Annotated in this window: 19 protein-coding genes, 3 tRNA genes, 1 riboswitch and 1 other annotated feature; of the genes, 9 read left to right on the forward strand and 13 right to left on the reverse strand. The window is 34.1% G+C overall.

Annotation, left to right across the window (positions count from 1 at the left end):
* Positions 1-52 precede the first annotated feature (52 nt).
* Positions 53-496 carry an ASCH domain-containing protein gene (locus CBP76_RS06410; protein WP_102196112.1) on the forward strand — a complete coding sequence of 148 codons (444 nt, stop codon included), beginning with the start codon at positions 53-55 and terminating at the stop codon, positions 494-496.
* Positions 497-580: 84 nt separating this feature from the next.
* Here the strand turns inward: CBP76_RS06410 and mscL are convergent, their stop codons facing one another.
* Positions 581-970, reverse strand: a complete 390-nt coding sequence (gene mscL, locus CBP76_RS06415; protein ID WP_102196113.1) for a large-conductance mechanosensitive channel protein MscL — start codon at positions 968-970, stop codon at positions 581-583.
* A gap of 150 nt (positions 971-1,120) precedes the next feature.
* On the opposite strand from mscL, the gene CBP76_RS06420 reads away from it, so the two are divergent.
* Complete coding sequence (locus CBP76_RS06420) at positions 1,121-1,513, forward strand: hypothetical protein (RefSeq protein WP_102196114.1); 393 nt, start codon at positions 1,121-1,123, stop codon at positions 1,511-1,513.
* Positions 1,514-1,601: 88 nt separating this feature from the next.
* On the opposite strand, the gene CBP76_RS06425 is transcribed toward CBP76_RS06420, so the two are convergent.
* Positions 1,602-2,129, reverse strand: a complete 528-nt coding sequence (locus CBP76_RS06425; RefSeq protein WP_102196115.1) for a hypothetical protein — start codon at positions 2,127-2,129, stop codon at positions 1,602-1,604.
* 593 nt (positions 2,130-2,722) lie between these two features.
* Positions 2,723-2,806 (reverse strand) — tRNA-Leu (locus CBP76_RS06430).
* A gap of 67 nt (positions 2,807-2,873) precedes the next feature.
* On the opposite strand from CBP76_RS06430, the gene CBP76_RS06435 reads away from it, so the two are divergent.
* Together CBP76_RS06435 and CBP76_RS06440 are read left to right on the forward strand one after the other, a co-directional pair.
* Positions 2,874-3,719 carry an NAD(P)H-hydrate dehydratase gene (locus CBP76_RS06435; protein WP_102196116.1) on the forward strand — a complete coding sequence of 282 codons (846 nt, stop codon included), beginning with the start codon at positions 2,874-2,876 and terminating at the stop codon, positions 3,717-3,719.
* A gap of 2 nt (positions 3,720-3,721) precedes the next feature.
* Complete coding sequence (locus CBP76_RS06440) at positions 3,722-4,573, forward strand: alpha/beta hydrolase (RefSeq protein WP_102196117.1); 852 nt, start codon at positions 3,722-3,724, stop codon at positions 4,571-4,573.
* A gap of 91 nt (positions 4,574-4,664) precedes the next feature.
* On the opposite strand, the gene CBP76_RS06445 is transcribed toward CBP76_RS06440, so the two are convergent.
* The 3 genes from CBP76_RS06445 to CBP76_RS06455 all read right to left on the reverse strand — a co-directional run bounded on the left by CBP76_RS06445 (position 4,665) and on the right by CBP76_RS06455 (position 10,574).
* Positions 4,665-6,302 (reverse strand): putative polysaccharide biosynthesis protein, encoded by a 1,638-nt coding sequence (locus tag CBP76_RS06445; RefSeq protein WP_425430300.1) that lies wholly within the window; start codon positions 6,300-6,302, stop codon positions 4,665-4,667.
* Positions 6,303-6,656: 354 nt separating this feature from the next.
* Positions 6,657-9,071, reverse strand: coding sequence for a leucine--tRNA ligase (gene leuS, locus CBP76_RS06450; protein ID WP_102196118.1), 2,415 nt, complete (start codon positions 9,069-9,071; stop codon positions 6,657-6,659).
* Positions 9,072-9,114: 43 nt separating this feature from the next.
* Positions 9,115-9,322 (reverse strand) — a binding site (T-box leader).
* Positions 9,321-10,574 (reverse strand): glucosaminidase domain-containing protein, encoded by a 1,254-nt coding sequence (locus CBP76_RS06455; protein WP_102196119.1) that lies wholly within the window; start codon positions 10,572-10,574, stop codon positions 9,321-9,323. (Overlaps the previous feature by 2 nt.)
* 80 nt (positions 10,575-10,654) lie before the next feature.
* On the opposite strand from CBP76_RS06455, the gene CBP76_RS06460 reads away from it, so the two are divergent.
* A complete protein-coding gene (locus CBP76_RS06460) occupies positions 10,655-11,305 on the forward strand; it encodes a phosphatase PAP2 family protein (RefSeq protein ID WP_102196120.1) in 651 nt (216 codons plus the stop codon).
* Here the strand turns inward: CBP76_RS06460 and CBP76_RS06465 are convergent.
* Positions 11,252-12,727 carry an MDR family MFS transporter gene (locus CBP76_RS06465; RefSeq protein WP_102196121.1) on the reverse strand — a complete coding sequence of 492 codons (1,476 nt, stop codon included), beginning with the start codon at positions 12,725-12,727 and terminating at the stop codon, positions 11,252-11,254. The genes CBP76_RS06460 and CBP76_RS06465 overlap by 54 nt on opposite strands.
* Positions 12,728-12,800: 73 nt before the next feature.
* On the reverse strand, positions 12,801-13,994 hold the full coding sequence (metK, locus tag CBP76_RS06470; RefSeq protein ID WP_102196122.1) for a methionine adenosyltransferase: 1,194 nt from the start codon (positions 13,992-13,994) through the stop codon (positions 12,801-12,803).
* Positions 13,992-14,069: riboswitch (SMK box riboswitch) on the reverse strand. It overlaps the preceding gene by 3 nt.
* 93 nt (positions 14,070-14,162) lie before the next feature.
* Between metK and CBP76_RS06475 the strand changes: the two genes are divergently transcribed.
* The 3 genes from CBP76_RS06475 to CBP76_RS13630 all read left to right on the forward strand — a co-directional run bounded on the left by CBP76_RS06475 (position 14,163) and on the right by CBP76_RS13630 (position 15,560).
* A complete protein-coding gene (locus CBP76_RS06475) occupies positions 14,163-14,837 on the forward strand; it encodes a hypothetical protein (RefSeq protein WP_102196123.1) in 675 nt (224 codons plus the stop codon).
* A gap of 88 nt (positions 14,838-14,925) precedes the next feature.
* Positions 14,926-15,216, forward strand: coding sequence for a DUF1648 domain-containing protein (locus tag CBP76_RS13625; protein ID WP_166667210.1), 291 nt, complete (start codon positions 14,926-14,928; stop codon positions 15,214-15,216).
* Positions 15,198-15,560, forward strand: a complete 363-nt coding sequence (locus CBP76_RS13630; RefSeq protein WP_102196125.1) for an SdpI family protein — start codon at positions 15,198-15,200, stop codon at positions 15,558-15,560. The genes CBP76_RS13625 and CBP76_RS13630 overlap by 19 nt, the downstream gene beginning before the upstream one ends.
* A gap of 78 nt (positions 15,561-15,638) precedes the next feature.
* Here CBP76_RS13630 and CBP76_RS06490 read toward each other — a convergent pair.
* Both CBP76_RS06490 and CBP76_RS06495 read right to left on the reverse strand, forming a co-directional pair.
* Positions 15,639-15,711, reverse strand: a tRNA-Val gene (locus tag CBP76_RS06490).
* Between the two features lie 4 nt (positions 15,712-15,715).
* A tRNA-Glu gene (locus tag CBP76_RS06495) sits at positions 15,716-15,787 on the reverse strand.
* Between the two features lie 129 nt (positions 15,788-15,916).
* Between CBP76_RS06495 and CBP76_RS06500 the strand changes: the two genes are divergently transcribed.
* A complete protein-coding gene (locus tag CBP76_RS06500) occupies positions 15,917-16,534 on the forward strand; it encodes a DNA-3-methyladenine glycosylase (RefSeq protein ID WP_245865651.1) in 618 nt (205 codons plus the stop codon).
* On the opposite strand, the gene CBP76_RS06505 is transcribed toward CBP76_RS06500, so the two are convergent.
* The 3 genes from CBP76_RS06505 to nrdD form a co-directional block, all read right to left on the reverse strand.
* Positions 16,529-18,331, reverse strand: coding sequence for a heavy metal translocating P-type ATPase (locus tag CBP76_RS06505; RefSeq protein ID WP_102196127.1), 1,803 nt, complete (start codon positions 18,329-18,331; stop codon positions 16,529-16,531). The two genes, CBP76_RS06500 and CBP76_RS06505, sit on opposite strands and share 6 nt — an antisense overlap.
* A 288-nt stretch (positions 18,332-18,619) precedes the next feature.
* Entirely contained in the window at positions 18,620-19,201 is a 582-nt protein-coding gene (nrdG, locus tag CBP76_RS06510) for an anaerobic ribonucleoside-triphosphate reductase activating protein (protein WP_102196128.1), read from the reverse strand.
* Entirely contained in the window at positions 19,131-21,341 is a 2,211-nt protein-coding gene (gene nrdD / locus CBP76_RS06515; RefSeq protein WP_102196129.1) for an anaerobic ribonucleoside-triphosphate reductase, read from the reverse strand. Before nrdD ends, nrdG begins: the two co-directional genes overlap by 71 nt.
* Between the last annotated feature and the right edge of the window lie 131 nt (positions 21,342-21,472).

Genomic DNA, 21,472 nt, shown 5'->3' on the forward strand with positions numbered 1-21,472 from the left:
TTCTTAAACTAATTTATAATATAAACATAAATTAGTTGATGGAGAGGTTCTTATGGACAAAGAAAAGATTCAAGATTATTGGTTTAATTTTTTAAGAGATAAAAATTCACTTTATTATCCATTAGGAGACATTACCAGCTTCGGTGGTGATCCACAATTGTTAGCTAAACTAGTTTACGATGGTACTAAAACCGCTACCTCCTCATCATATGATCTTTATAAACCAAATGAATATATGCCTCAAGTTGGTGATTACAATATCATTCTAGATGGTAACGAAGATCCAATCTGTATTACTAAAACACTGGTTACCGAGGTAATTCCCTTTGATCAAGTCAGTGCTGAACATGCCTATCACGAGGGAGAAGGAGATCGTACCTTAGAATATTGGCGTCAAATACACGAAGATTTCTTTAAAAAAGAATATCAAGAAGCTGGCAAAGAATTTAATAATCAAATTCCTTGTCTATGTGAAGTTTTTGAACGAATATATTAAATACGAAAATAAGGCCTAGTGATTATTTTTAACCACTAGGCCCTATTTTTTCTACTCATGAGTTGAATACATTATTAATAATTTTTAGTTCTCTTTATTCTTTTCATCCAAAGAATCTGAAATCTTCTTCAAATACATAACCATTTCATCTTCCTTAGTATCTTCTGGTTCTGGTTCCTCTTCACGACTTTTAATAACCTTGTTCATAACCTTTACCAATAAGAACACTACAAAAGCAATGATCAAGAAATTGATGATTGATTCTATAAAAGTACCATACTTAAACGTTGCATCACCAACTTTAAAAACCAAATTAGTCAAGTCTATTTTTCCCAAAAACAAACCAATTAATGGATTAATAAGATTTGATACCAATGATTGAACAATTGCTGTAAAAGCAGCCCCCATGATAACACCAACTGCTAAGTCCATTACATTACCACGGCTTATAAAATCTTTAAATTCTTTTATCATATTCCCAATCTCCTAAATTCTTTCTATCTTTAATTATGAACGTTTTCAGGTATCTTATGCAAATTTTTTGTAATTAAAAAATAGACATATAGTACTAACCTTTCTTTTAGATTATTTTAATTTATAATTTAGGAGAAAGGCCGTGAAAAAATGAATAATTTTGATATGTATAAAATGATCCTTGAAATTCTTGCTGAAAAAAATCCTCAAGATTTTCAAGAATTATTAGACGACTCTCAACGTTATCAAACCGTTAAAGACTATATAGCCAGTGATAACATTAATCAGTTTTTAATTCAAGACATGCAAAAAATGACAATTCAAATGATTAATGATGGTCTGATTTCTGGAATAATTAGTCCTTTAAAATACGTTACTTTGATTAAATTAAATGGTTTGACTATACTTGGTTTTCAATATTTAAAAAAACTTCGCCAAAGGAATATTAAAAGTAAGCTAGAAGACATCTTAAAGGAGAAAAGCACTCCTATAACTGCTGAGTCATTGACTAAAGTACTTTCTGAGTTAGTTTTTCAAGAATAATTTTTTGACATAAAAAAAACCTCCGTTAGATTTCTCCAACATGAGAGGTTCATTACGACAACATAATTTAATCTTTAATTAATAGTTATTATGCACCTACTACGGGAATCCATTCATTAGTTGCAATCTGTGTATATGATACTCCATCGGGCATATCGATTATTTTACCTGATTTCCAAAGACCTATTGGCAAAATCTTTCCAGTGTCATTCATAGAATATGTTTTATAATCTAAGCTATAAACTTTAGTAGGTTCTTTTGTTCCCTGTGTGTCACCATTTTCAGTATTATAAACAGTAGCAACATTTTGTTTAGAAACCCACTCATTAGTAGCTACTCTTAACATAGTCTTATTTCCACTTACATTACTATTGTTGAAGGCAGTTTGATCAAATTTCCAATCCGTATTCGCACCAAGAGCTCGATTTGTGACTAACGAAAAATTGAATAAATCAGTTCCATTCATATCTTGATTACCCTTTGCCAAAACTCGTTCAACCTTATATGTATGAACATAGTCAGGAACTGCACTAGCTTGAACATTAGTAGCACTAAATTCAATAAATGAAGTCAATGCCAAAGCTGAAATTAGTCCTACTTTTATAATTTTTTTCATAATATATAATCCCCCAGACTTATTTATAGTTAATTATACTTCTTTCCACCTGAAAGTACACATCCGTAAAGAGGCCAGTCATAATTGACTAACTGCTACAATGATTCCGTATAAATGCTCTACTGTGTCTATTTAAAGTCTATACTGTCACGTTTGATAAGGTTTTACTAAAGAACAGATACTTCATATAGAGCTGTAAAAATCTTCGATGAATAAATTAAAGGACAATCTGAATATTTTTATAAAAAACTATGCCGTCCCTTTGAATCTTGTATTTAGAAATTGGTATTGTGCTCTTACCTTTTTACTCACTGGCTTAGCCTATTATATATATCGCCGAATTGGATATGTAAACCCTGAAATGACGTTGAAAATATATTCTCATTCGATGGAAAAAAGTATTAACGATGAAAATTCAAAAATAAATAGTTTATTCAGTTAGAGTATTCACGATTTGTGAACACTTTTTTATTGTGCAAAATGCTGTGCAAAACGTTTTGCATTTATATAAAATTAAAGAAAAATAAAAAGAGACTAAAACCAATATTATCAATGGTTTTAGTCTCTTTTGAAATTATATGAAACTATCTGAATACCGCTGGTGGGATTCGAACCCATACCTAGAAAACTAGACAGCGACCTGAACACTGCGCGTCTGCCAATTCCGCCACAGCGGCATATCAATACAAATAATCCCTAAATTAGATTACAATTAAAATGATACTACAAATGGAGGCCATTGTAATGAAAAATATTAGTAAAAATGTTCTAACTCAGGTTATCAAACCAAGAAATCCTGAATCTTACAAAGGCAATTATGGAAAAGTTTTAATAATAGCTGGTTCTACTCTCTTCGGTGGGGCAGCCATTCTTTGCAGCAGTGCTGCCATCGCCTCAGGTGCCGGTCTGGTTACTGTTGCGACCACTCCAGAAAAATTCACCGCTTTAAATGTCAAAATTCCTGAAGCAATGACACTTGATTATCATCATAAAAAAGAATTATTAAATGCTATCCATAATAATTCCGTCATAGCAATTGGACCTGGTCTTGGTACCTCAAGCATAGCCAAGGGATTAGTCAAGACAGTTCTTGAAAACACTACCGCCAAACAAACAGTCATCTTCGATGCTTCCGCCCTTACCGTTATTGCTGAGGAAAAATTTATATTGGACACCCCATCTAATATAATCATGACTCCTCATCAAGGAGAATGGCAACGGTTATCAAACTTAGATATTCCTAACCAAACCGTTGCCAATAATCTTCAAAAACTTCAAGAATTAAATTCTAAGTCAGTCCTAGTACTAAAAAAACATTTCTCTGAAATCTACTATCAGGACCAAATTTTAAAAATAGCAGCTGGAAACCCTGGAATGGCAACTGGTGGTATGGGCGATACATTGACTGGTATTATTGCAGGCTTTGTAGGTCAATTTGGATATTCGGTCCAAACAATTTCGGCGGCTTTACTAATTCACAGCACAATTGCTGATAAAATAAATCAAAAAGAATATGTTGTTTTGCCAACTAAAGTAATCGATAAACTGCCCAAGTATATGTCTAAATACAGTTCAAGGAGTAGTAAATAACTTTGAAAAAAATTATCGACGTGAATCTGGATCAAGATAGACTACTGATCGACAGCAATATTACTTACGCTCAGGTACCCGGTTGGCTCCACCAAACTACTAGAGATCTCCATCTTTCGATAATCCGACATGATAAAAGGTTTGATGAAAAAAAATTTCCAGTTATCTTTTGGTTCTCTGGTGGTGCCTGGATGGATATTGATTACAATATCCACCTAGCCAATTTAATTGACTATGCGAGAAAAGGGTTTGTAATCGTTGATGTTGAATATCGAGATAGTAATAAAGTTCGTTTTCCCGGTCAATTACAAGATGTTAAAGCAGCAATTCGTTACATCAAAAGTCAATCAGAAAAATATCAAATTGACACTAAAAAAATAATCGCTATGGGTGAATCAGCCGGAGGATACTTAGCAACGATGTTAGGAGTAACCAATGGCATTGAAAAATTTGATGTTGGTCAAAATTTAAACTATTCGAGCAATATCAATCTTGTTGTTACTTGGTCTGGCGTAGTCGACCCCTTGACTACTATGCAGAGCACCCTAAATGATACTCATGATCTTATTTATCAAAATTTCTTAGGTAAAAAGCCAGACCAAGCTCCTACATTAAATAAGCGTGCTAATCCATTGGAATACATTAATTCACAGACCGTTCCTTTCTTTATCCTTCATGGGACTGAAGATTCAATTGTTCCCCTAATCAATGCTGACAGGCTTAACAATAAATTATCTGATAATAATATTCCGACAGAATTTATCGTCGTACGCGATGCCAAACATATGGACCCCAGATTTTGGCAACCACGAATAACTAATTTAGTAACTGAGTTCATTTCTCAATACATCTAGAAAAATAATTTGTTTTATTCAAAAAAGAAGCTAGCAATCAAAATTGATTACTAGCTCATTTTTAACTTTCGTGTTAATATTTTTTGTATTTTTATCTAATATTAAAAATTCTTCTAATTCTTTCGACACGTACTCCCAAAATTTTATCAGCCAATGATGTCTTCAAAACCAAGTAACCATAAACTACACCACCGAGACCTGCTTCTAATATCAAAACTACCACACTGATAATTCGATCTGAGTTACCCACAAAATGGAAAACAATGAAATTAACAATCATGACTGAAATAAACATAATCAATGAGAATAAAATAATTCCACTGATACGACGCGAAATTCTTCCGGTATCAAACGGATAAACGGAATGTAATTCACGTAACATTAACCAGCAAACAACCGCCATACCAATACTTGTTGCCACCAAAGGACCAAACTCATGGAATAACCAAATCATTGGTAGTTGTGCTACCACCTTAACAATGAATCCATAAACAAAATATTTAATTGCCAATCTATTACGATATAACGCCTGTAAAACAGCCGACAAAACTGTGAATAATCCCAGTAGAATTGAAATAACTGACGAAAATTGTAACATCAAAACTCCCAAGGAATCATAACGATAAAATGTTGTCCACAATGGTTGTGCAACTGCATACATTCCTAATGAAGCGGGAATCATAATGAAGAAAAACAATTCCAAAGTATTAGAAATCTGATCTTCGATATCTTCTTTATTTCCTTTAGAATATAATCCGGAAAGAATTGGAACTGCTGTCACAGCCATTGCTGTTGAAAGAGAAACAATGATCATGATTAACTTATTAGCTTGAAAACCAAATAATGAATAGTAATTATCCAATTGTGCGCCAGTTGCATTCACAAATAATCTCATGAATTGATTAAATGTCGATTGATCATATAAATTGAAGAAAGTAATCCCTGCATCTAAAATAATAAATGGAACAGCTTGTTCAAAAATTTCTTTAGTAAAATTATTCTCATTTACATCAGCAACTGGTTGACCGTTACGTGATAATCGCCTCAGTTTCGGCAATCGACGCAATAAAGCCAATATTAGAATCCCAATTGCAACTGCAGCACCTATAAAAGCGGCAAATGTTGATTGAACAACAGCATTAATATAGCTACCTTTATTGACAACCATGATAATATACGTTGCTATCAACATATAAATAACACGAGCAATTTGCTCAATAAATTGAGAAATAGCTGAAGGCGCCATGTCAGAATATCCTTGAAGATACCCTCTCAGGATACTAAGAATTGGAATTATCAAAACTGCAACCGCCAATGACTTAATAACAGGAATACTTCTAGGATCTCCATCTGTAAATAAAGTTGCTAATACTGGAGCACCAAAATACATCACTGCACCAAATATAACTCCCATAAAGGTCATTATCTTAAGGCCATGTTTAAATAACTTATTACCAGTTGAATATTGATCCAAAGCATTGTAATGTGAGATTTGTTTCGAAATTGCACCTGGAATACCTGCAGTCGAAATAATCAAAAATAAACTATAAATATTGTAGCCTTTAGCAAATAACGCATTAGCAGCTGGATAATAAGAACCCATCCAAGCCATCCATGGGATAATATATATTGCTCCCAAAATACGTGAAAAGATACTACCAGCCGTCATCCAAGCTGATCCTCGTAGCATAGTATCTTGCGAGGAATCCTCAGGGTCCATTACTGGCATAACCTCTTCCTCAGCACGGTTATTATTTCCGCTCAAAACATGCACCACCTTAAAAACTGTCCATTTAATTATAGCAAAGTTCTCTTCCTAAAAATTTTAAATTACACTTAAATTCGCTAAAAAGCAAATTTATTTCTAAAAAATAGATTTACTTTGCAAAATAAAGGATTTGTAAAATACTCTTCCAAATAAGAAATTCTTGTTAAGAGTACTTAAAAATAAAAACTCACTCAAAACACTCCGTTTTACGTAATTATTCGTTAATTTTCTTCATATAATATATTATTTTAGACGTAATTATCTAAATATCTTTAATATCAAAAAGAGCTTCGGAATAATTCCGAAGCTCTTTTATTATTTAACAACAATATTAACAATTTTATTAGGAATTACAATAACCTTAACAATCTTCTTATCACCAATAAATTTTTGAACCTTTTCATCATCTGTAGCAAGTTTTTCTAAATCTTCTTTTGACGTTCCATTAGCAACTTCAACTTTATCCCTTAACTTACCATTTACTTGAATAATAATTTCAACTGTATCTGAAACTAATTTACTTTCATCATATGTTGGCCATTTTGCATATGAAATAGATTCAGTATGTCCGAATTTACTCCAAAGTTCTTCCATCATGTGCGGCGCAATTGGAGCCAACAATTGAACTATTCCATCAGCATAGGTCTTAGGCATATGATCAACCTTGTGAGCTTCATTAACAAAGACCATCATTTGTGAGATAGCAGTATTAAAATGCAAAGCATCAAAATCTTCAGTTACCTTTTTGACGGTTTCGTTATAAACTTTATCAAGTTTACCATCATTGGTATCAGTCAAATAGTCTTCTTTAATAGTACTATAATCATCATCATTGACAAACAAATTCCATACACGATCTAAGAACTTAGAAGAACCTGAAAGTCCATTTTCAGACCAGGCAATTGAAGCATCTAATGGTCCCATAAACATTTCATAAGTTCTCAACGTATCTGCACCATATGAATCAACAACATCATCAGGATTAACAACATTACCCTTTGATTTAGACATTTTTTCATGACCTTTTCCAAGGATCATACCTTGATTAAAGAGTTTTTGGAATGGTTCCTTAGTTGGAACAACGCCTAAATCGTACAGTACTTTATGCCAGAATCTTGCATACAACAAGTGCAACACAGCATGTTCTGCTCCACCAATATAAAGATCAACTGGCAACCATTGTTTCAATAGGTCATAATCAGCCAATTCTTTGTCATTATGTGGGTCGATATATCTCAAGTAGTACCATGATGAACCAGCCCATTGTGGCATAGTATTAGTTTCACGACGACCTTTACGTCCATTCTTATCAACCACATTTACCCAATCTGTCAAGTTTGCTAATGGGCTTTCGCCGGTACCCGATGGTTTAATATCTGAATCTTCAGGCAACTTCAATGGTAATTCATCCTCTGGTACTAATGAAGTTGTGCCATCTTCCCAATGAATAACAGGAATTGGTTCACCCCAATATCTTTGACGAGAGAAGACCCAATCACGAAGACGATAATTAACTTTCTTTTCACCGATACCCTTATCCTCTAGGTATTCAACTGCGTGATTTATAGCATCTTCTTTATTCAATCCGTCTAAGAAATCTGAATTAATATGTTTTCCATCACCTGTAATAGCACCAGATTCAAGATCACCTTCAATAACTTGTGTCATTGGTAGATGGAATTTTATAGCAAAAGCAAAATCACGATCATCATGAGCAGGTACTGCCATAACAGCACCCGTTCCGTATGTAACCAGAACATAGTCAGAAATCCAAATTGGAATTCTCTTGCCATTTACCGGGTTAATTGCATAAGCACCCGTGAAAACACCAGTTTTTTCATCATTCAAATCCGTTCTATCAAGATCTGATTTATGAGAAACTTCTTCTTTATAAGCAGCAACGGCTTCTTTTTGTTCTGAAGTCGTAATCTTATCAACTAGCTTATGTTCTGGAGCAAGTGTCATGTATTCAACACCAAAAATAGTATCAGGTCTTGTAGTAAAGACATTGATTTTATCATCAGAATCAGCAACTGGGAAAGTAATCTGAGCACCAACTGAGCGTCCAATCCAGTTTCTTTGCATTTCTTTAATACTTTCTGGCCAGTCAATATCGTCTAGGTCATCTAAAAGTCTGTCCGCATAGGCAGTTATCTTTAACATCCATTGACGCATTGGTTTTCTAACAACGGGAAAACCACCACGTTCAGTCTTGCCATCAATGATCTCTTCGTTTGCAACAACGGTACCCAGATCAGGTGACCAATTAACTAATGTTTCGGACTCATAAGCCAAGCCCTTTTTATACATTTGTTCAAAGATCCATTGAGTCCATTTATAAAACTTAGGATCAGTAGTTTGAACTTCACGATCCCAATCATATGAAAAACCAAGAGAGTTAATTTGACGTTTAAAGTTTTGAATATTTTTTTCTGTGAAATCTGCTGGTGTATGACCAGTATTTAATGCATATTGTTCAGCTGGTAATCCAAAAGCATCAAATCCCATTGGATGTAATACATTATACCCTTGAGCACGTTTCATTCTGGCAATAATATCAGTTGCTGTATATCCTTCAGGATGTCCAACGTGAAGACCTTGACCTGATGGATATGGGAACATATCCAAAGCATAAAAGTTCTTTTTACTTGGATCATTTGTTGTTTTAAAAGTATCGTTTTCTTTCCAATACTTTTGCCATTTCTTTTCTACAGTATTGTGATTGTACATATTTTTCCTCCTATACAAAAAAAGTCCTATGATTATATATTAATCATAGGACGAGTTATCGCGTTACCACCTAAGTTCCGTACTAAAGTACGACTCTTGAAATCCTTAACGAGGATAAAACGTAGTCACTTACTCAAGTTCGGCAACTATTATCAGTGGACGAGTTCGAAAATAAAAACCTACGCATTCACATCCCCATGCGCTTTCTGAAAAGTATTTTATTATCTACTACTTCCGTTGTTATATATCTTATACCATTAATGTTTGTCCGACAACCAATAAATCCGAATTTAGTCCATTTAATTGGCGGATATTATCAACTGTTGTACCAGCTTGTGAAGCAATAGAATCAATTGTATCACCACTTTGGACTGTAACTGAACTATTCTTACTATTACCTGAATTAGAATCATCATTACTGTAATCATTTTGAACACTAATTGTTGAAGAATCACTTTGATCATCTGATGCTACATATTTTTTGACACCATTACGTTCATCTTGAACAATAACTGGAGCTTGTTGAGTACCATAAGCATCGCCAACATTCCCAGTATCATTTGTACTCGTTGATGTATTCGACAAATTTGTCATTGATAATGGTTGACCATTTGAACCAATAACTTGAGTAACAATTAAAGTCTTACCAGGATAAATATAATTATCAGTTTTAAGATTATTCAAACTGGTCAAAGTATCTGTTGTAACATTAAACTTATCTGCAATTGATTGTAGAGTATCACCTTGTGCAACTGTATATGTTTGATCTTTATCAGTTGATGCAGTATCAAACTTAGTCAAGTCATACTTTTCAATAACACTATTCAATTTATCAGCATATGTGGTATCGGTAGCATAACGACCAGTTAAATACTTAGTAGCATCTTTGTAGGAACTGGTATTACTCTTCCAAGCACCCGCGTACATCTGCGAGTTGCCTGAAGTTCCGCCACGAAGTAAAGAAACATAATCTTCAAGAGATTCCTTGTAGGAAGGATACTTTCTAAAATCGGAACTTATCGAATAAAGACTACCTGTTCCGTCGTCTTCCTGTGTACCCATGTTAACTGATTCACCCTTATAATCACCTTTAATACCAAAAAGATTATAATTAGGTGAACTAGCAAGTCCACTTGTACCCCATCCACTTTCAACCATTGCTTGTGCAATCATTACTGAAGCGTACAAATCATTATTTGACGCTAACTTACGAGCTGAATTACCAATATAATCAATAAACTGCTCATCGCCAACCCCTGTTGAGCTAATGGGTGTAGTTGTAACTGCTGAATTTTGATTTAACAAATTGCTAACTGACAATGCATCAGCCTTAACGGGTGCTGGAGCAGAGATACTAGTAACTTCAGCTACAGCAGTGCCGACAAACATACTTGATCCTAGAATCGACATATTCTTACGTAAATTTGCGTTCTTACTTTTTTTATTATTTAATCTAGTCAATCGACTATCTTCGATTTTGCGTTCACGACGTGTCATAACCATAAATATCTGCTCTCCCTCAAAACCTTTATACTTTATTATATTTCTTAACAAAAACTTAAACAATAGAGAGATCAAAAAATATGAAAATATCTGAAAAAAAAATCATCTTTAATGTACTTTTATTGATAATATTCATCAGCTGGGGCATCAGTGTAGCCTCACATGCACCTTTTATTGGAACATTTGATTCAGCATTAATTGATCAAATTTATCATCACAACAACTCAAGCATCGACTTTTTCCGGATCATCACCGATATGGGCGATACTTTTCAAACTATTGTTGTAACCGCATTTATCTTTTTACTCTTAATTATTAAAAAATATTATTATGCTGGAATTTTCTTAGTCCTCAACAAAGTAGTAATTGCTGGTTTAAACAGTTTGATCAAAAATATTATCAAACGTCCACGTCCTAGCCATTTACATTATGTCTACGCTGGGGGATATAGCTTTCCCAGTGGACACTCTGCTAGTTCATTTGCCTTATATATTTCAATCTTAGTTATTAGTTTGTTTATTTTTAAGAAATTAAGTCTCAAAATAATCATCAGTACATTGTGTATTTCCATAGTTCTTTTAATTGGATATAGCCGTATTTTCTTAGGCGTTCACTATCCAAGTGATGTTCTTGGTGGCTATCTTTTAGCAGCCACCGTTTTAACTTTTAATACTCTATTATTCCGAGCCCAAAATCTTACGATTTTTCAACTCCAAGGCATTAAGAAGTAAGCCCAAAAATAATAATACAAGAGTTGCTACATAGATGTTGTGCAATCCTGAAAAAAGAATTTGTCTCATTTTGGGTAAAAGCTGATGTGGCAAGGAATTTGCTGTTTGCGGATCAATTAATTTGTTCATCATGTCAACGGTAATGTGCTTATTCTCAGCCGCACCTTTTGCTAAAGCCGTATTTAAAACAATTCCATAAACAGAGACCATCATTGATTGACCAATAGTTCTCAACAATGTATTAAAACTTGTAGCAACTCCAACATTTTCCGGCTCAACAACTGTCTGAGCAGTTACCGTCGTCGTTGTAATAGTTAGACCAAATCCTAATCCCGCAACTGCCGCCAACATACAGAAGTACCAGAATGGAGTTGTTGGATTAGCCAATAATAACAACACGTTTGCAATTGCTAAAAAGAAAAGACTGATGTAGATAACCCGGTTGGGTGCCATTTTTTTTATCAATGTTCCGGCCCAAAATGATCCAAAGATCCACACAATTGAACTTGGTGTGACTGCAAACCCTCCCATTGAAGGACTCAATCCCAAAATACCTTGCATCCAAGTTGGAATATATGCTTCAAAACCGATCAAAAATCCACTAACTAACAATGCCAAAACATTCTGAATTACAAAAGTTCTGTTTTTAAAAAGATCTAATGGCAATATTGGATCTTTTACACGTTTCTCAACTTTAATAAAAATAAATACCGAAATAATAGATACCAATACTAAACCAATTGGTAAAATAACCGCTGTACTACCTATATTTTGCAGAGCTAACATCAATGGCAACAACACTAAAACCAATAATACTGTTCCACCATAATCAATTTGTAATTTATCATGTTCTCTTTTTTCTTCTTTAAAGAAGATCCAAATCAAAGCGATTGTAATTAATCCTACAGGTAAGTTAATTAAGAATACCCAATGCCAGCTTAATTTTTCAACAATAAATCCACCCAGTAGTGGTGCAATGACCGCTGCTATCCCCCAAGCAGAACCATTAAAGCCTAATATTCTGGCTCGTTTTTCTAGCGGATAAATATCAGCAATAATTGTAAAAGTTAGGGGTTGAATGGCTCCTGAACCTATCCCCTGTACCACACGAGCCAAAATTAATGTCAACATCGAGTTTGACATCGCACAAAGCGTCGACCCGATGACAAAGATCACTAGTCCAATCATCAAAACTGGTTTTCTTCCTATAATATCAGACAATTTTCCATAAATTGGGGTTGCTACAGCCGTCATTAATAAATAGATCGAGAAAACCCAATTCATTAGGCTCACTCCATGTAAACTGCCAATAATCGTTGGCATCGCTGTTGATACGATAGTTCCCTCAATAGCAGTCATAAACGTTGCAATAAATACCGCAACTGTAACAATTGCCACATTTGATTGATTCTTTTGTGCCATTAATTAATTCCTCCCATAAAAAAAGAGACTTTCTCTAAAGATAAACTTTAAAGAACGCCTCTGTAATCACCGATTAAATTTTCAAGAAACTCTTAATATCATTAATTTTATCAAGTTGTTCCCATGGTAAATCGATATCTGTACGCCCGAAGTGACCATATGCGGCCGTCTTCTTATAAATTGGTCTTTGTAGATCAAGCATCTTAATGATACCTAGTGGTCGTAAATCAAAGAACTTATTAATAACTTGTTCAATTTGTTCTTCAGAAAAATCACTCGTACCAAAAGTATCAACGTGAACTGATACTGGTTTTGCTACACCAATGGCGTAAGCAATTTGAATTTCAACCTTTTCAGCAACACCTGCAGCTACTAAATTTTTAGCTATGTATCTAGCTGCATAACTTGCTGATCGGTCAACCTTAGTAGCATCCTTACCAGAGAAGGCACCACCACCGTGACGTGCAAAGCCACCATATGTATCTACAATAACTTTTCGTCCGGTAAGTCCAGAATCTCCTTCTGGACCTCCAATAACAAAACGACCAGTAGGATTAATTAAAATCTTTGTCTTGTCGTCCATCATATTTGCTGGAACTACTTCATCAATGACATATTTTTTAATGTCTTTTTGAACTTGTTCCAAACTAGCCTCAGCCTTATGTTGAGTACTTAAAACAATTGTATCTACACGAACTGGATGATCGTTTTCATCATATTCGATAGTTACTTGTGATTTAGCATCAGGCATTAAGTAATCAATTGTGCCATTTTTTCTGACTTCAGCCGTTTTTCTCATTAACTTATGAGCCAAAGAAATTGGCAATGGCATAAATTCCTTAGTTTCATTAGTGGCAAAGCCAAAAACAAAACCTTGATCACCAGCACCGATTTGATCCAATGGATCTTTATCATTGTTACCCCGTTCTTCAAGTGCATCATCAACACCCGCAGCGATATCAGGAGATTGTTCATCTAGTGCAACTAGTACGGCACAACTATTACCATTAAAGCCAGGATTTGATCCATCATAGCCAATATCAGTAATTGTTTTACGTACGACACTTTGAATATCAACATATGCAGATGTAGAAATTTCACCTACAACTAGAACTAAACCAGTTGTAACAGTTGTTTCGCAGGCAACACGCGCATCTTTATCCTTTGCTAAAATAGCATCGAGAATTGCATCACTTATTTGATCAGCAACTTTATCTGGATGTCCTTCTGAAACTGATTCAGAAGTAAATAAATAATTTTTTGACATATCTTTTCCACCTTTTCGGTTACAGGGCCTCTCCTTAAACAAAAAAAGGATCCCATCAGGAACCTCTTAATAGACTAACACAAAGTAAATTTATTTTCATGAAAAAACTTGGTTTGACGTTAATCTTTTTCTACATTAATATGTTTTTATACTCTATAAGGAGTCAATATGGATAAGTTAAAATCTAAAAAAATCGTATTAAGCATCATCGAATTTATCAGTTATCATATTTTTCCATTCATCTTTATTTTTATTCACGATCTAAATAACTATTCTTTACATGGTTTTTTGATCATCATGGTGGCCATGGTGGCTTTATATAAGGAATATATTTTAACCCTGAATCCTAATAAATACTTTCACATCTTATACAGTGGAATATATTTATTGTTGGCGGTTCTTTCATGGCGTTCCCTTAATTTGTTTGTAGTACTATTGATTTTCGTGCAGTTAGTCCTCTTATACACAGTCCGCTACCTACCCGATAATTACCAAAATCTGGTATCTCTAATTAAAGATTTTGTAGTTCCAAGTTTTATGTCAATTGCATTAGCTTTTACCTACATGCACTTCATTTCAGTAAATTTTGTCGTGCCATTGCTTCTAGTTAACCTGGCAACCGTATTGATAAACTATTTTGAAGGTAACAAATTCGACTATATTCAACTAGGTGCAATTTCGGCCCTGAGTATTATTTTATTCTTACTCAACTACATTAGTTTATGGACAACTCTAATCATTATTATCTTTGTCGTATCTATGTCACTATTAAAGAAATATCGTAATTTCTCACTACCCAATCTCTTTTATCGAGTGATTGGAAATTTGATTTTAATTATTTGATTAGACGTTCAGTATAATACTCATTAATCTTTAGTTGTTACGAAATAATCGAACTATAATGGCAACAAAAAGAATTGAAGTGATAATCATGAAAAATATTAATCGCTTTAAAATAGAAACCACTTTAACTATCTGGCTTCCGTTACTAGTCTCTTTGTTGTTCTGGAACAAAATTCCCAATCGCCTACCAACACATTTTAATGCTCAGTTTGTAGCTGACAGTTGGAGTTCCAAATTAGTGGCTATTACTACACTACCAATTATCTTAACAATAGCCCAATTGTTCTTAATTTTAGTTATTTCTAAGGACCCAAAGGAAGGAAATATTCATCCAAGGGTTCAAAAAATAGTTTTTCAATCATGCCTATTTTGTCAATAATAATTCTTCCAGTTATTATTCTCAAGGCATTAAATTTTTTCCCCACCTTGCTAGAAAATAGCTACTTTGATCTACTCTTCGGATTTCTTTTCATCATCCTTGGCCTAGTTTTAGGAAAAGTTCGTCCAAATTACACTGTTGGCATAAGACTTCCTTGGACTTTACATAGTGAACAAAATTGGAAAATGACTCATAAATTTGGTGAAAAGATATATATTGTTGGCGGGATAATTATGATTGTTAGTTCATTTGTACCGATGATATCTTTATTCACGCCTATTCTAATAATTGTTGCTTTAATACCATGTATTTATTCTTACTTGCTTTATAAAAAAGGTATTTGAAATCATCTCATATTTATGGGATGATTTTTTTGTACAAAAAAACACCTAATCGAAATTAGGTGTTTAACGTTTTTGGAATGGAGGATACAGGGATCGAACCTGTGACCTCCTGCTTGTAAGGCAGATGCTCTCCCAGCTGAGCTAATCCTCCAAAATGACCCGTACGAGATTTGAACTCATGTTACCGCCGTGAAAGGGCGGTGTCTTAACCACTTGACCAACGGGTCATAAATATTTATTATGTATTGCTCTCTTAAGCACAAGAAATATAATACAATATAAATAAAGATGGAGCAAGTCTTTTTTTTATTTTTTTGAACTTTTTTTCAAATTTAGGAGGATAATGAACTTTGAATGTGCAAAATTACTTTGAAAACGCAGAAACTATGGATTTGGCTAAAGATATGCTAGGACATACTTTTACATATAATTCGAATCAAGGAGAATTTTCAGGAATAATTGTGGAAACTGAAGCTTACCTTGGCCCAATTGATATGGCATCCCATAGTTATAATGGTCGTCACACCAAAGCTAATGATCCTTTATATCAGGCTGGTGGAACTATCTATATTTACTCAATTCACAGTTGGTTAGATATGGATATTAGTATTCAAAAAGCTGGCACTCCTAACGGGATTTTAATTAGAGCCTTACAACCACTTAAGGGTATAGAAAAAATGGAAATCAATCGTAACAAAACTGGCTTTGACGTTACTAATGGTCCTGCCAAATGGATGGCAGCTTTTGGTATCAAAAATAAAGATCTATCTGGAACAATGCTAAATAAAAATAATTTTTCGTTTTCAACAAAAAAAGTCCAAGCTCCCAAAAGTATTTTAGCGACACCTAGAATCGGTGTGAAAAATAAAGAGCCCTGGACTTCAAAAAATATGCGTTTTATCGTTGAAGGTAATCCCTACGTATCTAAGCTAGCCAAACGAGATATGAATCTAGAAACTTATGGCTGGTTATAATCGGTCGCTCCGAGCACGCAAAGCATACAAAATGGCGACTGTATCAACGACCTCTTGGAACAATGCCCCGATGATGGTTGGAATCAAACCAAAAGCAGCAATTATCATTAAAACTATACAAATAAAAATTCCTAACAACACCGCTTCACGGGCAATTTTCATCGTATCATGGGAAATTTTTACAACTGTGCTTACCTTGCTTAAATCATCTTGTAAAATAACTGCATCAGCTGATTCACTAGCTGCATTGGCACCTTTATATCCCATTGCAATACCTACATCGGCTAAAGCAAGAGCCGGAGCATCATTAACACCATCACCTACCATAATAGTTGGATGGTATTCTTTGTCCAAACCATTAATAATTTTAACCTTATCTGCTGGCAAACTTAGTGGGTAAGACTTAGTTATCCCTACTTCAGAGGCAACCATTTCGGTTGCTTCTTTTTTATCTCCAGAAATCATTAAAACATTCTTAATACCAAAGTCCTTCAATTTTTGAATCGTTGATTTAGCTTCAGGGCGAATCTGATCAAGTAAGCTATAAAAGCCAGCGTACTTATCATCAATTGAGATATAAACGCCCGATCCTTTTACATCATCTACTTTTTCATCAGTAACGAATTCACCCTGACCTACCTTGACTATATGTCCTTCAATCATCCCAATAATGCCTTGAGCCGTATACTCTTTTAAATCATCAGCTGAATATAATTGTAATCCAGCCTCTTTAGCATAATTAACAATTGCCTCCGCCATAACATGACTTGAATTTTGCTCAATTGAAGCTGCATAGGACATCACTGTTTCCTTATCAAAATCATTTCTCGTCTCAAATTGATCAACAACCAATTTTCCTTTGGTAATCGTTCCTGTTTTATCAAATGCTATTGTATTTGCAGAATTCAATTTTTCTAGAGCCGTTCCTGATTTGATAATAATCCCGTTTCTACTAGTTCGACTCATTCCTGATACAAATGCTATTGGAGCTGCCAAAATCAATGGACATGGTGATGCTACTACCAAAACCTGAGCGATTCTGACAGGATCTTTAGAAATATACCAGGCTATCCCAGCAATTATATAAGCAATTAAAGTAAACGGTACAGCGTATCGATCCGCCAAACGAACAAAATGCGCTGGATGCGTCTCTGATTCTTTAACTAATTTAACAATTGCTTGATATTCAGAATCAGCCGCAATCTTTTCAGCTCTGATTTTAAAAGGATTCTCTCCATTAATTGAACCAGACATAACGTGACTATCTTTTTGTATATTAACTGGAACTGATTCACCGGTTAGTGAAGATTCATCAAGCTCCGATTGTCCTTCAAAAACAATTCCATCAACTGGAACCTGTTCTTTAGGACGAATTAATAATTCATCACCCACCTTAACATCGTCAATATCAATATCTCTAATATGGCCATTGTCTTCAACTAAGTGCGCTTGTGATGGTGTATTATCCAATAACGACTTCAGTTCGCTTTTAGCCTTATTTGCAGCGTACTCTTCCAAAGTATCACCACCAGTTAACATCAAAAGTACGATCCAACCAGCCCAATACTGCCCCAAAACAATCGTTGCTACAATTGCGGTAATTGCTAACAAATCAATTCCAAAACTGCCTGACTTTAAAACTTTAATCATGTCAATAAACATAATTAATGCTAAAAGCAAACCGAGAATACTAATAATCAATTGGGCATAACCGGCCTGATGAAAACCAAATTGTAAAATTGTAGCTAATGCTCCAATTGTCAAAGTACTATATAGTTTAATCTTGTCTGAGTTCATAAAATCACAACCTTTGCGATATAATTTTACTTTTGAATCAAGTATACATTGTTATAAACAAAAATTGAAGGCTTAAATGGAATGATTCTTATTTAATTATCATTTTTAAAAGTTTTACAAAGTAACTATAAAAGTATACTTACTTGTTATTCAAATGAACTGATTTCTTTAGATATAAACCTATATAGATTTAATTATTACAAAATTAGATTTATTTGCGCAAATAAAAAACAACCATATCTTTATTGATATGGTTGTCACAAGCGTTTCATTTATCACTTGATAATACTATTTAACCAATTTATCCCAGATCACAACGCTATCACTAGCCAAAGACTTTGGTACATCAATGATTCTTTGATTAGAAGACCCCCTAAATTGTAACGTTAAGTCCTTTTTTCTAAGCAAAAATCTACCGTCAACTAATATATCAAGCATAGATAACATTTCTAACTTGTCATCTGATTCTTGCATTAGTTCATCCCACGAATAGCCTGTCCAAGACCAAATATCCTTAGTATGTCCAAATTCTTTTCTAATACGTTTACACAATGATAAACATACCTCAGTATTCAAAAAAGGTTCTCCACCCAAAAGGGTTAATCCTTGAACGTAGTCTTCGCTAAGATCCTTAATAATTTGATTTTCTAATTCTTTAGTATACGGCTTACCATACCTGAAATCTTGAGCTGCAACGTTATAACAACCTGGACATCTAAATAAACATCCAGAAACATATAGACTGCATCTAACACCTTCACCATCAACAAAATTAAATGGTTTATAATCAGCTATTCTTTTAAGACTGTGGTCCTTGCTTAGCCATTCTTTGGGAGTCGGATTGTTTGGCTCTCTCATATTTTGCCGCATTCTGAATCATCTCCGAATTCATATTCTTTTTACGTGATGCAATTTCAACGTGACGCCCATGGATCATAGGTCGTTGTTGTGGATTGCCTAAATAACCACAAGTTCTTTTAACAACGTCGCAAGTTTGTGGATTATGATTTCCACATTGTGGGCAAACGAATCCACGTGCGGTCGCATTAAATTCACCTTTGAAACCACACTCAAAACATTGATCAATTGACGTGTTTGTACCTAAATAACCGACATGATCATAGGCCCAATCCCACACTGCTTCCAGCGCCTTAGGATTTTGACGCAGATTTGGATATTCACAATAATGAATAAATCCACCTGAAGCATATCTAGGAAATACCTCTTCAAAACTCAATTTATTAAATGGTGTCGGATGTTTTCTAACATCATAATGAAAACTATTTGTATAATATTCTTTTTTGGTAATATCAGGTATTGACCCAAATTTCTTCAAATCGTCACGGCAAAATGTATCTGTTAAAGACTCAGCCGGTGTTGAATATAAACTATAGTGGTAGCCACTTTCCTTTGCCCACTGTTTGCATTTCTCATATAATGCTTTGGTAATAGTTTCAGCAAAGTCATGTGCCTCTTGACTATCTTCCCAATTATTACCAAAAAACTCTGTACATACCTCATATAAACCAATATATCCTAAAGAAACAGTTGCCCGTTCATTTTTAAATAATTCATCAACACTATCGGTCTTTTTGAGACGTTTCCCAAATGCACCATACATATAAAGCAATGGTGCATTTTCTGGTTTGGCCTGTTTAGTTCTTTCAATACGATATTCTAAAGCCATATGACAAATCTTCATTTTTTCTTCAAAGATTTGCCAGAAAAGATCCTTATCACCTTTCGATTCTAAAGCGATTCTCGGTAAGTTTACCGTTACAACGCCTAAATTCATTCGACCAGAATTAACTTCTTTGCCATTCTCATCCTTCCATCCTTGTAAAAATGAACGACATCCCATAGGAGTTTTAAAACTACCAGTTATTTCTTTGATTTTGTCATACATTAACAAATCCGGGTACATTCTCTTAGTAGAACATTCTAAAGCTAATTCTTTAATATCATAATTGGGGTCCTCTGGATTTAAATTAAGACCACGTTTTACTGTAAAAGTTAATTTGGGAAAAATAGCCGTACGGTGTTCCTTGCCTAAGCCTTTAATTCTAATTTTTAAAATTGATTTTTGTATTTCTTTTTCAATCCAACTAGTTCCTAGTCCAAAATTGATAGTCGTAAAGGGCGTTTGACCTTGAGATGAATAAAGAGTATTAATTTCATATTCTAGTGCTTGCATGGCATCATAAATATCTTTTTTCGTCTTTTCGCGGGCAAATGAATCTTGCTTATCTTCGTTAATCCATTTTTTGGCATCAGCTAGATGTTTTTTATAATTTATTTCTGCATAAGGTGCTAATAATTGATCAATTCTATTAGCTGAACAACCACCGTATTGTAATGAAGCTACATTAGCTATAATCTGTGACATTTGAGCAGTTGCAGTTTGAATTGATTTAGGTGATGATACCCACGCATTACCAATTTTAAAACCATTGCTCAACATTTCGTCAAAATCAATTAAACAACAATTTGTTTCAGGAGTTACTGGAGAGTAATCCAGATCATGCCAATGAATATCTCCTCTTAAATGCGCTTTAGCAACGATTTCTGGCAACATTTTAAGTCCCATAGCTCTACTGGCAACTCCCGCCTCTAAATCACGCTGTGTATTAAAAATATTACTATCTTTATTAGCATTCTCATGCACAACATCTTCATTACGATCAAAGAGTCGTTCAATATTTAATTGAACGTTAGTTGCCTTATCAAATCTTTCTCGATCTTTCTGATAATAATCTTCATAAACACTTGCTTGTTGTTCCATACCGTTTTCATTCAAGACACGATAAATAAGACTATGAATTTGCGCAGCTGGAATGATATCTAAATAGTTAAAATGTTGTACTAACTGATCAATCACTATCTTCTTCTGATCAGTATTCAAGTTTAACTTATCCAAAATAAATTCAATTTTATAAGGATAAAAACTTGTCTTAACTCCACTTCTCTTCTCCACCGGAATAGTAATTAATGTTTCCAATTTTGCAGTCATTAATAATCCTCCAAACTAAAATTCAAATAATCTCAATACTGATATTATTCTACAAAAAAATAACAAAAAAAATAAGGCTACCAAATACTACATGATGTGTTATATAACATATCAATACAATATATAGTAGT

Source organism: Companilactobacillus nuruki (assembly GCF_002872255.1).
GTDB classification, from domain to species: domain Bacteria; phylum Bacillota; class Bacilli; order Lactobacillales; family Lactobacillaceae; genus Companilactobacillus; species Companilactobacillus nuruki.